Origin of the sequence: Streptomyces sp. HPF1205, from assembly GCF_020400825.1 — a bacterium.
Lineage (GTDB): Bacteria > Actinomycetota > Actinomycetes > Streptomycetales > Streptomycetaceae > Actinacidiphila.
Window position 1 is genome coordinate 312610 of the sequence record NZ_JAINVH010000003.1, and the last position, 14186, is coordinate 326795.

At 73.6% G+C, this 14186-nt stretch carries 14 protein-coding genes and 1 riboswitch; of the genes, 7 read left to right on the plus strand and 7 right to left on the minus strand.

The genetic code is table 11. The features are described from left to right. Positions 1-25: 25 nt before the first annotated feature. Entirely contained in the window at positions 26-736 is a 711-nt protein-coding gene (locus K7G61_RS05390; RefSeq protein WP_225845438.1) for a copper homeostasis protein CutC, read from the minus strand. A 103-nt stretch (positions 737-839) separates the two neighbouring features. Between K7G61_RS05390 and K7G61_RS05395 the strand changes: the two genes are divergently transcribed. From K7G61_RS05395 to K7G61_RS05410, 4 genes are all read left to right on the plus strand, one after another. Beyond that, positions 840-1514 (plus strand): hypothetical protein, encoded by a 675-nt coding sequence (locus tag K7G61_RS05395; protein WP_225845439.1) that lies wholly within the window; start codon positions 840-842, stop codon positions 1512-1514. 230 nt (positions 1515-1744) lie between these two features. Beyond that, complete coding sequence (locus K7G61_RS05400) at positions 1745-2992, plus strand: argininosuccinate synthase-related protein (protein ID WP_225845440.1); 1248 nt, start codon at positions 1745-1747, stop codon at positions 2990-2992. A gap of 2 nt (positions 2993-2994) precedes the next feature. Next, positions 2995-4347, plus strand: coding sequence for an ergothioneine biosynthesis glutamate--cysteine ligase EgtA (gene egtA / locus K7G61_RS05405; protein ID WP_225845441.1), 1353 nt, complete (start codon positions 2995-2997; stop codon positions 4345-4347). Positions 4348-4363: 16 nt separating this feature from the next. Continuing rightward, complete coding sequence (locus K7G61_RS05410) at positions 4364-5338, plus strand: nitrilase-related carbon-nitrogen hydrolase (protein ID WP_225845442.1); 975 nt, start codon at positions 4364-4366, stop codon at positions 5336-5338. On the opposite strand, the gene K7G61_RS05415 is transcribed toward K7G61_RS05410, so the two are convergent. Next, positions 5304-5609 (minus strand): DUF4031 domain-containing protein, encoded by a 306-nt coding sequence (locus tag K7G61_RS05415; RefSeq protein WP_225845443.1) that lies wholly within the window; start codon positions 5607-5609, stop codon positions 5304-5306. The two genes, K7G61_RS05410 and K7G61_RS05415, sit on opposite strands and share 35 nt — an antisense overlap. Before the next feature lie 13 nt (positions 5610-5622). Further along, positions 5623-5988: a hypothetical protein gene (locus K7G61_RS05420; RefSeq protein ID WP_225845444.1), complete on the minus strand. Its 366-nt coding sequence runs from the start codon at positions 5986-5988 to the stop codon at positions 5623-5625. A 163-nt stretch (positions 5989-6151) separates the two neighbouring features. Here K7G61_RS05420 and K7G61_RS05425 point away from each other — a divergent pair, with 163 nt between their 5' ends. Both K7G61_RS05425 and murQ read left to right on the plus strand, forming a co-directional pair. After that, on the plus strand, positions 6152-7123 hold the full coding sequence (locus tag K7G61_RS05425) for a MurR/RpiR family transcriptional regulator (protein WP_374204062.1): 972 nt from the start codon (positions 6152-6154) through the stop codon (positions 7121-7123). A 221-nt stretch (positions 7124-7344) separates the two neighbouring features. Beyond that, a complete protein-coding gene (murQ, locus tag K7G61_RS05430) occupies positions 7345-8274 on the plus strand; it encodes an N-acetylmuramic acid 6-phosphate etherase (protein WP_225845445.1) in 930 nt (309 codons plus the stop codon). 140 nt (positions 8275-8414) lie between these two features. Here murQ and groL read toward each other — a convergent pair whose 3' ends face one another. From groL to thrC, 4 genes are all read right to left on the minus strand, one after another. Continuing rightward, positions 8415-10040, minus strand: coding sequence for a chaperonin GroEL (gene groL, locus K7G61_RS05435; RefSeq protein WP_225845446.1), 1626 nt, complete (start codon positions 10038-10040; stop codon positions 8415-8417). Positions 10041-10422: 382 nt separating this feature from the next. Next, positions 10423-10626: a cold-shock protein gene (locus K7G61_RS05440; RefSeq protein ID WP_003986833.1), complete on the minus strand. Its 204-nt coding sequence runs from the start codon at positions 10624-10626 to the stop codon at positions 10423-10425. 530 nt (positions 10627-11156) lie between these two features. Then, a complete protein-coding gene (locus tag K7G61_RS05445; protein ID WP_225845447.1) occupies positions 11157-11432 on the minus strand; it encodes a MoaD/ThiS family protein in 276 nt (91 codons plus the stop codon). After that, complete coding sequence (gene thrC / locus K7G61_RS05450; protein ID WP_225845448.1) at positions 11429-12763, minus strand: threonine synthase; 1335 nt, start codon at positions 12761-12763, stop codon at positions 11429-11431. The genes K7G61_RS05445 and thrC overlap by 4 nt, the downstream gene beginning before the upstream one ends. A 17-nt stretch (positions 12764-12780) precedes the next feature. After that, a riboswitch (SAM riboswitch) is annotated at positions 12781-12913 on the minus strand. A 202-nt stretch (positions 12914-13115) separates the two neighbouring features. Between thrC and K7G61_RS05455 the strand changes: the two genes are divergently transcribed. Then, positions 13116-14081, plus strand: a complete 966-nt coding sequence (locus K7G61_RS05455; protein ID WP_225845449.1) for a glucosyl-3-phosphoglycerate synthase — start codon at positions 13116-13118, stop codon at positions 14079-14081. Positions 14082-14186: the final 105 nt, after the last annotated feature.

A 14186-nucleotide genomic window follows, 5' to 3' on the forward strand; every position in this document is an offset into this window, starting at 1 on the left:
CGCCCTGAAGGCCGGCCGGTCCGGCTCAGCCCACGGCGACCGGGGTGTCGAGGGCGTCGCGCCAGGCGCGCACGGCGTGGACGTCGACGGGGCCGTTCCAGCCCGCGCGGCGTACGGCGCCGCCGACGTGGAAGCCGTCGAGGCCGGCCGCGCGCAGCAGGGGGACGTGGTCGAGGAGGAGCCCGCCGCCGACGAGGAGGCGGGCCTCGTAGCCGGGTTCGCCGCGGCGCGCGGCCTCCGCGCACAGCACGTCGAGGCCGTCGCGGACGCCGAGCGGGGAGCCGGCGGTGAGGTAGGTGTCGAGGCCGGGCAGGCCGGCGAGCTGCAGGCGCAGCGTGTCACGGTCGGCGGCGCGGTCGATGGCCCGGTGGAAGGTCCACGCGCAGCCGTCGAGCACGTCCACCAGCGCCTCGACGGCCGGGAGGTCGGCGTGCCCGCGCGGGTCGAGGAAGCCGAGCACGAACTCCTCGGCCCCTTCGGCCCGCAGCCCCTGGGCCGCCTCGCACAGCGCGTCGAGCCCGGCCGCGTCCCCCGCGCCGAACCCGTCGGACAGCCGCAGCATGACCCGCAGCGGGATCGTGACGGCCGCCCGTACCGCCGCGAAGGTCTCCCTGGACGGCGTGAGGCCGTCCGCGGCCATGTCGGTGACCACTTCGAGGCGGTCGGCGCCGCCTTCCTGGGCCGCGACGGCATCGTCCGCGCCGAGCGCGATCACCTCGAATATTGGTCTAGACATATAAGTCAGGGTGCCACACCGCGGCCCGCCCGCGCGAGAGGGCCCGGCCCGCGGGCACCGGCCCGTGCACGGCGCGCCACAGCGGTGGCGCAGAATAACCCGCATGTCGTCGCCATCCCGTGCCTCGTCACATCCCCGGTACAACGCCCTGCTCGCGGAGTGGGGTGAGGTGCTGCGCCGCTGCCAGACGGACCCGCGGTCGGCGCCCGACCCCGCCCCGTACGGCCGTGACCTGCTGGAACGGTGGGCCGAGCCGCAGCGCCGCTATCACACCGTGGACCACCTGATGGCCGTGCTGACCCGGATCACCGAGCTGACCGCGTACGCCGCCGACCCCGACACGGCCCTGCTGGCCGGCTGGTTCCACGACGCGGTCTACCGCCCCGACCGCGGCGAGAACGAGGAGCGCAGCGCAGCGCTGGCCGAACGGGCGCTGACCGAGGCCGGGGTGGACGCCGAGCGCACCCGTGAGGTCGCCCGGCTGGTCCGGCTGACCGTCTCCCACGACCCCGCCCCGGGCGACCGCGACGGCGAGGTGCTGTGCGACGCCGACCTCGCCGTCCTGGCCGGCGATCCCGCCGACTACGCCGCGTACGCCGCCTCCGTCCGCGACGAGTACGCCTTCGTCCCCGACGACGTCTTCCGCACCCGCCGGGCCGACGTCCTGCGCCGCCTCCTGGACCTCCCCGCCCTCTTCCGCACCCCTTACGGCCGCGAGTGCTGGGAGGACGTCGCCCGCCGCAACATGTCCACCGAGCTGGAGCTCCTGGAGGCGTGAACGGGTGCCCCGCCCCGGGGCTCGCCCGAATGGCCGAGGACGCGGAGGGGGGTTAAGGTCGGAAAGCGGCCGCTTCGCACCGGTTCGCGCACATATCGCGCGCGGGATCCCGCCGGGACCGCCCCGGCGCCGGCCCGGCGCCCAGCCCGGATCGATCGCTTTCTCACCCCGCCCCCCTGCGCAGTGGTTCACGCATGCCTTCGCGGGACGGCGGGAGGCGGGAGATGGCTATGCCGACCACCCCCCTCATCCGCTCCTTCCAGCACCTGGCCGACGGGTTGGCCGACGGCCCCGGCGACCGCCCGCCCGGCGGTCGGCGAACCGGCGGGCGAACCGGGCGGCCACCCGTGGTCACGCTGTTCAGCGGCGGCCTGGACAGCAGTTACCTGCTGCACCGGCTGCGCGACCTGGGGTTCGGCGAGGTGCACGCGCTGAGCGTCGAACTGGGCGAGGGCGAGGCCGAGGACGACCGGCGGCAGATCGCCGAGCGGCTGGGCGCCGAACTGCACGTCGTGGACGCCAGGGAGACGTTCGCGCAGGAGTTCGTGCGCCCGGCCATCGCGGCGCAGGCGGTGTACCTGGACACGCACCCGGTGAGCTCGACGCTGAGCCGGCCGCTGATCGCGCGGGTGGCCGTGGAACTGGCCCGGCAGGTGGGCGCACCGGTCGTGCTGCACACCGCCAACCGCTCGCAGAACAGCCTGCGCCGGCTCAACGGGGCGCTCGGGCAGCTCGGGTTCGCCGGGTGGTACGGCAGCCCGTACGACCTGGACCCGGTCGACCGCGGGCAGAAGATCCAGGAGCTCAAGGAGGACGGGCTGGAGGAGCTGGGCGAGCGCACGGTCAGCGGCGACTCCAACCTGTGGTGCCGGGAGTTCGAGTCCGGTGTGCTGGACGACCCGGAGAACCACGCGGTGCCCGAGCACATGTTCCGGTGGAGCGCGGTGTGCCACGGGATGCCGGGCGACACCGTCGAGATCACCTTCGCCGAAGGCGTGCCGACGTCCGTGGACGGGGTGCGCATGCCGCTGACCGAGGTGATCGACGTCCTCAACCGGCGGGCCGGCGCGTTCGGGATCGGCCGCTACTGCGGCCTGGAGCACCTGGACGACGGCAGCAAAGTGCTGGAGATACGGGAGATGCCGGCGGCCTGCCTGCTGCTGCGCTCCTACCGCCAGGTGGAGTCCGCGACGCTGGCCGCCGAGACCGTGCGCGAGAAGATGCACCTGGAGCAGCTGTGGGTGCGCGAGGCGCTCGAAGGACGCTGGTTCGGCGAACTGCGGGGCGCGGTGCAGTCGTTCGTGGACGCGTGCGCGCAGGCGGTGACCGGGTCCGTGACCTGGGCGCTGCGGCCGGGCGCGGCCGAGACCAGGGCGGTGCGCGCGGACCGGCCCACGTACATCCGCGACCGCGAGCAGTGGGAGCGGGAGTCGATCGCGGCGGAGTGCGCCGCGTACCCCGACGCGGCCGCGGGCTGACCATGCGCGAGACCGCACAGACCGCACAGGCCGTCAGGGCCGAAGCCGCCGCCTGCGCCGAGCACGCGCGCGCCACGTGCCTGAGGACGGGCCCGCCGCGCCGGGTCGGGATCGAACTGGAGTGGCTGGTACGCGACGTCCGGCATCCGTCGCTGCCCGCGGACGAGGCGCGGGTCGCGGCCGCCGCCGAACGGTTCGCACCCGGTGGGGTGTTCCCCCACGGGTCCGCGCTCAGCCGCGAGCCGGGCGGCCAGTTGGAGCTGAGCTCGCCGCCGTACGAGTCGCTGGCCGCGTGCGTGGCCGGGGTGCGCGCGGACCTGCGGGCGATGCGCGAGGAGCTCGCCGCCGCCGGGCACCGCCTGTCCGGGTACGGGATCGACCCGTGGCGCGAGCCCGCGCGGGTCTTCGTCGACCGGCCCCGGTACGCCTGCATGGAGCGGCTGTTCGACCGGTTCGGGCCGTTCGGCCGGTACATGATGGGCGCGTCCGCCTCGGTACAGGTCTGCCTGGACGCCGGTACGCAGGAGCCCGGACCGTACAACGTCCGGCGGCGCTGGTGGCTGGCCCACCGGCTCGGGCCGGTCCTCGTCGCCGCGTTCGCCAACTCGCCGATGGCGGCGGGCCGGCCGACCGGCTGGCGCTCGACCCGGCAGGTGATCTGGGCCCGGCTGGACCCGAGCAGGACCGCCGCGCCGGCCGTCCCGATGGGCACCGACCCCCGGGACGCCTGGGCGCGGTACGCCCTGGCGGCCCGCCTGATGTGCGTACGCGACCAGGACGGCGGTCCGTGGGCGAGCCCCCACACCACCACGTTCGGCCAGTGGATCGACCGCGGGTACCACGGCACCGGGGCCGCCTCCCGGCCGCCGACGATGGACGACTTCGCGTACCACCTGACCACCCTCTTCCCCCCGGTGCGCCCGCAGGGCCACCTGGAGCTGCGGATGATCGACGCCCAGCGCGGCGAGGACGGCTGGATCGTGCCGCTGGTCGTCACCACCGCGCTGTTCGAGGACCCGGAGGCCACCCGGGCCGCCGAGGACGCGGTGGCCGACCTGCCGCCGTCCGGGGGCTCGGGCCCGGCCGCCCCGGCGGACCCGCTGTGGCTGCGGGCATGCCGGCTCGGCCCGCACGACCCGGCGCTGGGACGGGCGGCGCTGCGCTGCTTCGACGCCGCGCTGGCCGCGCTGCCCCGGCTGGGCGTGCCGGAACTGCGACCGCTGGTGGACGGGTTCACGCAGCGGTACGTGGCGCGGGGCCGCTGTCCCGCCGACGACCTGACGCTGGCGGCGCGGCGCGGCCCGCGGTCGTGGTGGGACGGCACGGGGGAGGTACCGGAATGGCTCACCGCCTGACGGGGGAGGTACCGGCATGGCCCACCTGACCGTCGCCGCGCTCCAGATCGGCACCCCGCTGTTCGACACCCCGGCCACCTTGGCGAAGGCCCGGCAGTACATCGCGGACGCCGCGCACCGCGGGGCGCGGGTGATCGTCCTGCCGGAGGCGTACCTGGGCGGCTATCCGAAGGGGCTGGACTTCGGGGTGACCGTCGGGGCCCGCTCGGACCGCGGCCGGGAGGAGTTCCGCCGCTACTTCGAGTCGGCCGTGCGGGTGCCGGGCCCCGAGACGGACTCCCTGGCCGCGCTCGCCCAGGACCTCGGCGTGCACATCGTGGCGGGCGTCGTCGAACGGGCCGGCGCCACCTTGTACTGCACCGCGCTCTTCTTCGGACCGGGCGCGGGACCGGGCGGGCCGGGCGCGGGACCGGGCGGGCCGGGCGCGGGACCGGGCGGCGGGCCCGGCGGGCTGCTCGCCAAGCACCGCAAGCTGGTGCCGACCGCCGGCGAGCGGCTGCTGTGGGGGCGCGGCGACGGCTCCACGCTGCCCGTCGTCGACACCGGCGAGGTCCGGCTCGGCTCGGCCATCTGCTGGGAGAACTACATGCCGCTGCTGCGTACCGCGATGTACGCCAAGGGGGTCGACGTGTGGTGCGCGCCCTCGGTGGACCCGCGGGAGAGCTGGCAGGTGACGATGCGCCACGTCGCGCTGGAGGGGCGCTGCTTCGTGGTCTGCGCCAACCAGTACCTGCTGCGCTCCGACCTGCCGGCGGACCTGCACCCGGTGCAGGGCGAGGCGCCCGGCACGGTGCTCATCGACGGCGGCAGCGTCATCGTCTCGCCGCTCGGCGCCGTCCTGGCCGGTCCGCTGCGCGGCGGCGAGGGCATCCTCACCGCCGACCTGGACCTCGGCGACCTGGCGCGGGCCCGCTTCGACTTCGACCCGGTCGGCCACTACGCCAGGCCGGACGTGTTCACCCTGCTGGTGGACGACCGGGAACGGACGTAGCCGCCGGGTCCGGCCCCCGCTTGCGGCGGCGCAGGCCCGCCCGGGTGAGCAGCCGCACGATCTCCCGGCTGCGGACCTCGACGGCGCCGAGCCGGACGGCGTCCTCGTAGCGGGCCGCCGGTATGTCGTAGTGGTCGCGCTCGAAGGCGCGGCGCGGGGCGCCGAGGCGCGCGGCGAAGGCGTGCAGTTCGTCGTACGAGCTGTCGCTGACCAGGTGGGACCAAAGGCGGCCGTGGCCGGGCCAGGTCGGGGGGTCGATGTAGACGGCCATCGGCGGCGGCCGGTCAGGAGTCGCCGCGGCCGGGTGCCCCGAGGGCGCCCACGGGGGCGATCACGGCGGCGCCGCGTTCGCAGACCCAGTGGGGGTCGGGGCCGAGTTCGGGCTCGACGGCCAGGGCGTGCGGCTCGTCGCACCGCGGGCACAGCGGCCAGCGGCCGTGGGTCTCCATCAGGGCGTCCTGGACGTCCTGGGCGAGCAGGCCGGGGATGTACGCGGCGCCGTCCGGCCACTGCTCCAGCCACCAGCGGCGCCGGCTCAGCGCCTCCTCGACGAGGGAGACGATGTCCGCCTCCGCCGCGTCGCGGGCGGTCAGGTCGGCGAGGATCGCGGCCCGCGCCTGGTGCAGCACGGTTTCGGCGGTGGCGTCCATACGGCCCATTGTCGCAAGTCCGGCCCGGTGGGCGGCGGGCCGGCGGGGACGGCCGAGGGGCGGCCGAGGCGCGGCCGCGCAGGGCGCGCCCGCGGCCCCCGGGTGGCGCTCGCACGGCGAGTGCGCCTTGACGCCGCGCCTGCCTGAAAATAGCTTTCAGAGCGTGACCTACAGCGTGAAGGAAACTTTCCCCCCGAGCGTCCGCGCCCTCCGCGGCGTGCCGGGCGCGCCCAGCAGTTCCGTGACGCCCCCCGACCCGGGGGCCCTGGCCGCCAAGGTCCGCACCCTCGCCCCCTCGATGACCCGCTCCATGCAGCGGGTGGCGGAAGCCGTCGCCGGTGACCCGGCGGGCTGCTCCCACCTGACCGTGACCGCGCTCGCCGTCCGTACCGGGACCAGCGAGGCCACCGTCGTACGCACCGCCCGGCTGCTGGGCTACCCCGGCTACCGGGACCTGCGGCTGGCCCTGGCCGCGCTCGCCGCCCAGCAGGCGACGGGCGCGCCGCCCGCCGTCACCGCCGACATCGCCGTCGACGACCCGCTCGCCGACGTGGTCACCAAGCTCGCCCTGGAGGAGCAGCAGACCCTCGCCGACACCGCGGCCCAGCTCGACATGGCGCAACTGGAGGCCGCGGTCAACGCGCTGGCCGGGGCGCGGCGGACCGACGTCTACGGGATCGGCGCGTCCGGACTGGTCGCCCAGGACCTCGCGCAGAAGCTGCTGCGCATCGGGCTGATCGCGCACGCGCTGTCCGACCCGCACCTGGCCGTCACCAACGCCGTGCAACTGCGGCCCGGCGACGTGGCGCTGGCCATCACCCACTCCGGCTCCACGCACGACGTCATCGAGCCGCTGCGGGCCGCCTTCGACCGCGGGGCCACCACGATCGCCATCACCGGGCGCGCGGACGGCGCCGTCACCCAGTACGCCGACCTGGTGCTCACCACCTCCAGTTCCCGGGAGAGCGAGCTCAGACCCGCGGCGATGTCCAGCCGCACCAGCCAACTGCTCGTGGTGGACTGCCTGTTCATCGCGGTGGCGCAGCGGACGTACGAGGACGCCGCGCCCGCCCTTTCGGCCTCCTACGAGGCGCTGGCCCACCGGCACACCCCGCGCCGGCAGGGCGGCTCCTGACCCGCCGCCACCTCCGCCTCCACCTCCACCGCCACCTCCACCACCGCCCCGTTCCCGGCACCCGTACGGCCGGACCGCCAGGCGCCGTCCGGGCCCGGGCCCGCCCGCACCCCGCACCCCGCGCCCGTACGCGGGCCGACTCCCGTGCCCCCGCGCATCCCGCGCCGACCGCGTCACCCATCCCCCCCTTGCACCTCCCGAGAAGGATGAACGAGCCGCTTATGTCCCAGTACACCCGTCTGCGCCGCGAGCTGGAGACGCTGACCACCGAGGCGTTCCGTCCCGAGCTCGCCGAGATCGACCGGCTGCCCACGCTGGAGATCGCCCGGACCATGAACGCGGAGGACGCGACCGTGCCCGCCGCGGTGGCCGGGCAGCTGCCGGCGATCGCCGCGGCCATCGACGCGATCGCCGCGCGGATGGCGGAGGGCGGGCGGCTGGTCTACGCGGGCGCCGGCACGGCGGGCCGGCTGGGGGTGCTGGACGCGAGCGAGTGCCCGCCGACGTTCAACACGACCCCCGGGCGCGAGGTGGTGGGGATCATCGCGGGCGGCCCCGAGGCGATGGTGACCTCCGTCGAGGGGGCCGAGGACAGCAGGGAGCTGGCCGCGGCGGACCTGGACCGGCTCGGTGTGACGGCGGCCGACTGCGTCGTCGGGATCTCCGCCTCGGGCCGCACCCCGTACGCGCTCGGCGCGGTCGAGCACGCCCGGGCGCTGGGCGCGCTGACCGTCGGCCTGTCCTGCAACGCCGGCTCCCCGCTGGCCGCGGCGGCGGACCACGGCATCGAGGTCGTGGTCGGCCCCGAACTGCTGTCCGGCTCCACCCGGCTGAAGGCGGGCACCGCCCAGAAGCTCGTACTGAACATGCTCTCGACGATCACGATGATCCGGCTGGGCAAGACGTACGGCAATCTGATGGTCGACGTGCGCGCCTCCAACGAGAAGCTGCGCGCCCGCTCGCGCCGTATCGTCGCGCTGGCCACCGGGGCGGGCGAGGACGCCGTCGAGGCCGCGCTGACCGCCACCGAGGGCGAGGTCAAGCCGGCCATCCTCACCCTCCTCGCGCACGTCGACGCGCCCACCGCGGCCCGTCTGCTCACCGAGTCCGGCGGCCGGCTGCGCGCCGCCCTGGACGCCGCCCGCCCGTAGCCGGGCCGCGGGTCTCGGCTCGGCGGCCCGGGGGACGCGGTCCTGGGGCGTGGCGTAAACACGCAAAAGGGCGGCGCCCCCTCCCGGGCCGGGAGGGGGCGCCGCCTGGTGCTGGACGGATCGACCGGAGCGGAGCCCGATCAGAAGTCCATGTCACCGCCGGGCATGCCGCCGCCCTGGCCGGCCGGAGCGGCCTTCTCGGGCTTGTCGGCGATGACGGCCTCGGTGGTGAGGAACAGCGCGGCGATGGAGGCCGCGTTCTGCAGCGCGGAACGGGTCACCTTGGCCGGGTCGATGATGCCCTCGGCGATCAGGTCGACGTACTCGCCGGAGGCCGCGTTCAGGCCGTGGCCCGGGGTCAGGCCGCGCACCTTCTCCACCACGACGCCGCCTTCGAGGCCGGCGTTGACGGCGATCTGCTTCAGCGGGGCCTCCAGGGCGATCTTGACCGCGGCGGCGCCGGTGGCCTCGTCACCTTCGAGCTCCAGCTTCTCGAACACGTTGGACGCCTGCAGCAGGGCCACGCCGCCACCGGCGACGATGCCCTCCTCGACGGCGGCCTTCGCGTTGCGCACCGCGTCCTCGATACGGTGCTTGCGCTCCTTGAGCTCGACCTCGGTGGCCGCGCCGGCCTTGATGACGGCCACGCCGCCGGCCAGCTTGGCGAGGCGCTCCTGGAGCTTCTCGCGGTCGTAGTCGGAGTCGCTGTTCTCGATCTCGGCGCGGATCTGGTTCACCCGGCCGTTGACCTGGTCGCTGTCGCCGGCACCGTCGACGATGGTGGTCTCGTCCTTGGTGATGACGACCTTGCGGGCGCGGCCCAGCAGGTCCAGCCCGGCGTTCTCCAGCTTCAGGCCGACCTCCTCGGAGATGACCGTGCCGCCGGTGAGGATGGCGATGTCGCCGAGCATGGCCTTGCGGCGGTCACCGAAGCCCGGCGCCTTGACGGCGACGGACTTGAAGGTGCCGCGGATCTTGTTGACGACCAGGGTGGACAGGGCCTCGCCCTCGACGTCCTCGGCGATGATCAGCAGCGGCTTGCCGGACTGCATGACCTTCTCCAGCAGCGGGAGCAGGTCCTTCACCGCGGAGACCTTGGAGTTGACGATCAGGATGTACGGGTCCTCCAGGGACGCCTCCATCCGCTCCAGGTCCGTGGCGAAGTAGGCCGAGATGAAGCCCTTGTCGAAGCGCATGCCCTCGGTGAGCTCGAGTTCCAGCCCGAAGGTGTTGGACTCCTCGACCGTGATGACGCCTTCCTTGCCGACCTTGTCCATCGCCTCGGCGATGAGCTCGCCGATCTGGGTGTCGGCGGCGGAGATCGACGCGGTGGAGGCGATCTGCTCCTTCGTCTCCACGTCCTTCGCCTGCTCCAGCAGCGCGGCGGAGACGGCCTCGACGGCCTTCTCGATACCGCGCTTGAGGGCCATCGGGTTGGCGCCGGCGGCTACGTTGCGCAGACCCTCCTTGACCAGGGCCTGGGCCAGGACGGTCGCGGTCGTCGTGCCGTCACCGGCGACGTCGTCGGTCTTCTTCGCGACTTCCTTGACCAGCTCGGCGCCGATCTTCTCGTACGGGTCCTCAAGCTCGATCTCCTTGGCGATGGACACACCATCGTTGGTGATCGTGGGGGCGCCCCACTTCTTCTCGAGGACGACGTTCCGGCCCTTGGGGCCCAGGGTGACCTTGACGGCGTCGGCGAGCTGGTTCATCCCGCGCTCAAGGCCGCGCCGCGCCTCCTCGTCGAACGCGATGATCTTTGCCATGTGAAGTGTCCTCCGCGGACTGGGGGTTCCCCCGCCGGGGCAGGGGGCGGTGTACGGACCGTGTGGCGCCCGCGACGGACGACCCACCGGCCGCCGGTTCCTTCCCGGCGCCCGGACGGGCCTCACCGACCCGGTCCTGAGTTAGCACTCTCACCAGGAGAGCGCCAATGCCCATGATTAGCACTCCACCCCTGCGAGTGCAAGCAGACAGGCGTCCGGGCCGGTCACCGCACGTCGCACACCGGCCCGGACACACGGGAGGACCTCGGACACACGAAAGACCCCGGACGCACGGCAGACCCGCACCCCTGGCTGCGCCTGAGCCGGGGGTGCGGGTCTGCCGGGTGAAGTCGTCGCGTCGGTGGCCGAACGCGCCGGGATGTCAGCCCGCCACGCGGACCATGTCCGCCTGCGGGCCCTTCTGACCCTGCGAGATCTCGAACTCGACCCGCTGGCCTTCTTCGAGGGTGCGGTAACCGTCCATCTGGATCGCGCTGTAGTGGACGAAAACATCCGCACCACCGTCGACCGCGATGAAGCCGTAGCCCTTCTCCGCGTTGAACCACTTGACGGTGCCCTGAGCCATTCCTAACTCCCCTATTACTGGCCCTATCGCGGCCCCGCACTCCGCGGGCCCGGGTCAGACCTCACCCCCCGGAGTGGCCCTTACCTTCACGAGGTGTGAGCCCTGGGGGGCGTGCGCCGGAACGCGTCGACCGCGGCTGAATGTATCTGCACGGATGCCCACTGCAACAGGTCAATTGGACGAGAAATCTGGGAACGACCCATCGGAAATAGCCCAGGAAAAAACGATAATGCGGGGCATCTCGGGCGGAGCAAAGGGGGCCAAAAAGGAAATATCGCTCCTGAATTTGGCGATAAATCGCCGCACTGACCCCACAGGTGACATGGTTGCCCCCGGCAACTCTACCTGTGGCCGTCCGCGCCCCCGCACACAGGTGCCCCGCCCGCCGGAAAGGCGGACGGGGCACGTGATTCGGGCCGGATCGTCAGATCCGCGTCAGATCAGGACCAGTTTCCGATCGGCGGACGTCAAAGCCTGCCGGAGCCCTGCCGGATCCGTGGCGGAAGCACGAAGATCGGTGTCCATGATGTTCAGCCGCCCGCCACAGCGGGAATGATCGAGACGCTGGCGCCGTCCGGAACAACCGTGGCAAGACCCTCGGAAAAGCGGACATCGTCATCGTTCACATAAACGTTCACGAACCGACGGAGCTTTCCGGTGTCGTCCAGAACCCGAGCGGAAATACCTGCGTGATTCTTCTCCAGCGACTCGATGACCTCGGCCAGCGTCGCCCCCTCGGCCGGCACCTCGGCCAGACCGCCGGTGTAGGTGCGCAGAATGGTGGGGATTCGGACGGAAGCACTCATGCCAGACCAGCCTCTCGGAACGCGGCAAGGGTGGGACGGATCGTCGCGGTCGGCCCGGTTCCGGCCACCGCGTCCAGGGTCTTCAGGCCGTCGCCGGTGTTCAGCACGACGGTCTCTTCGGCCGGGTCGAGCTGCCCGGACTCGATCAGCTTCCTCAGCACGCCGACGGTGACCCCGCCGGCGGTCTCGGCGAAGATGCCCTCGGTGCGGGCCAGCAGCCGGATCGCGGCCACGATCTGCTCGTCGGTCACGTCCTCGACCGCCCCGCCGGTGCGCCGGGCGATGTCCAGGACGTATGGCCCGTCCGCCGGGTTGCCGATGGCCAGCGACTTGGCGATGGTGTCGGGCTTGACCGGGCGTACGACGTCGTGTCCGGCCTTGAACGCCGCCGAGACCGGGGAGCAGCCCTCGGCCTGGGCGCCGTAGATCCGGTACGGCTTGTCCGCCACCAGGCCGAGGGCGATCAGCTCCTTCAGCCCCTTGTCGATCTTGGTGAGCTGGGAGCCGGAGGCGATGGGCACGACCAGGTTGTCCGGCAGCCGCCAGCCGAGCTGCTCGGCGATCTCGTAGGCCAGGGTCTTGGAGCCCTCGCCGTAGTACGGGCGCAGGTTGACGTTGACGAAGCCCCAGCCCTCGCCGACCGGGTCGCCGATCAGTTCCGAGCAGAAGCGGTTGACGTCGTCGTACGTGCCCTCGATCGCGACCAGCTCGCCGCCGTAGACCGCGGCCATGACGACCTTGGGGGCCTCCAGGTCGGCCGGGATGAACACGCAGCTGCGCAGGCCCGCGCGGGCCGCCGCGGCGCCGACCGCGCCGGCCAGGTTGCCGGTGGACGAGCAGGACAGCGTGGTCAGGCCGAAGGCGCGGGCGGCCTCCAGGGCGATGGCCACGACCCGGTCCTTGAAGGAGTGGGTCGGGTTGCCGGAGTCGTCCTTGATGTGCAGGCCACCGGTGACGCCCAGCTCGCGGGCCAGGTTGTCGGCGCGGACCAGCTTGGTCCAGCCGGGGTTGAGGTTGGGCCGCTCCGCCACGCCGGCCGGGACCGGCAGCAGCGGGGCGTAGCGCCAGATGTTCGCCGGGCCGGCCTCGATCCGCCGGCGCAGGCCCTCGGGGTCGCCGAGCGGCAGGTCGTAGGCCACTTCCAGGGGTCCGAAACACTCCTGGCAGGCGAAGACCGGGCTCAGCGGGAAGCGGGTGCCGCACTCGCGGCAGGACAGGGCGGCGGCGGGGCCGAAGGACTTGTCCCCGGTCGCGTCCTCGTGCGGGTCCGCGGACCCGGGGGACGGCGACGCGGCGGACTGCGTCGTTCCGGCGACGGTCTGCACAGCCATGATGGCGAGGCCCTTTCTCCTCATCTTCCTCGCACGCGCGGACGCGCGGCGAGCCGGAATTGGCACCTTCCCCACCGTGACGACCTCGCGGTCGGCGGGAGGGTTGCCGGGGCTTCAACGGGCCGTTCCCTCTGCCCCTCTGGATGAGCGGTATGGCACCGAAGCGCACGGCTCCGGGCGTTTGTGACCGCATACGGCCCCCGGCGTGCCGAGGTCGTATGCGTTGTTCAAGACTGTAACCGACAATGTGCGGCGGTCGGGTCCGCCGTCCGCAACGCGAGACGCACCGCGCGCGGCGTATCTGGGCGGACCGCACGCGCCACCGGACCGCGCCCCGGGGAGAGAATCACACGTGCTCGATGAGGTGGAGGGCTGGCTGGAACGCCGGTCGTGGTCGGCGGACGACCGCCCGCTGGACGTGCTGCTGGCCGCCAAACGGGCGGCGGGCGCGGCCGGCACGGTCAGCGTCGTGCTGCCCGCGCTGGACGAGGAGGCCACGGTCGGCGACATAGTGGCGGCCGTCCGGGACGGCCTCATGACGCCCGAGGTGCCGCTGGTCGACGAGCTGGTCGTGGTCGACTCCGGGTCCACCGACGCCACCGCCGAGGTCGCCGCGGCCGCCGGCGCGCGCGTGGTGCGGCGCGACGACATCCTGCCCGCCCTGCCCGCCCTGCCCGGCAAGGGCGAGGTGCTGTGGCGCTCACTGCTGGTCACCAGCGGCGAGATCGTCTGCTTCGTGGACGCCGACCTGCGCGAGTTCGACCCGCGGTTCGTGTCGGGCATCGTCGGTCCGCTGCTGACCGATCCCCCGGTGCAGCTGGTCAAGGCGATGTACGACCGGCCGCTGGAGACCGGCGGCGCGGTCGTCCCGGCCGGCGGCGGCCGGGTCACCGAGCTCGTCGCCCGCCCGCTGCTGAACCTGCACTGGCCGCGCCTGGCCGGTTTCGTCCAGCCGCTCGGCGGCGAGTACGCGGCGCGGCGCGGCTTGCTGGAGCGGCTGCCGTTCCCGGTCGGCTACGGCGTCGAACTCGGCATGCTCATCGACGCGCTCGGCCTGGTCGGCCTCGACGCGCTCGCGCAGGTCGACGTCGGCGTCCGCCGGCACCGCCACCAGTCGGGCCAGGCGCTGGGCCGCATGGCCGCGGCCATCTACCGCACGGCCCAGTCGCGCCTGTCGCGCGGCCACCTCGTCCGCCCCCTGCTCACCCAGTTCGAACGCGCCGGCTCCGGCTTCGTCCCCAGCACCCACCCGGTGGACACCGAGGAGCGGCCGCCGATGCTCACGGTGAGCGAGTACGCGGCGCGGCGCGCGGCCTAGTGCTGTGGCCGGGAAGGTTCACCGGCGCGCGACCCCCGGCGTGGCGGCGCGCGAGGGCGCGCGGGAGCGGCTTTCCGCGGCTGCCGGTGCGCCCGGGGGCCGCGT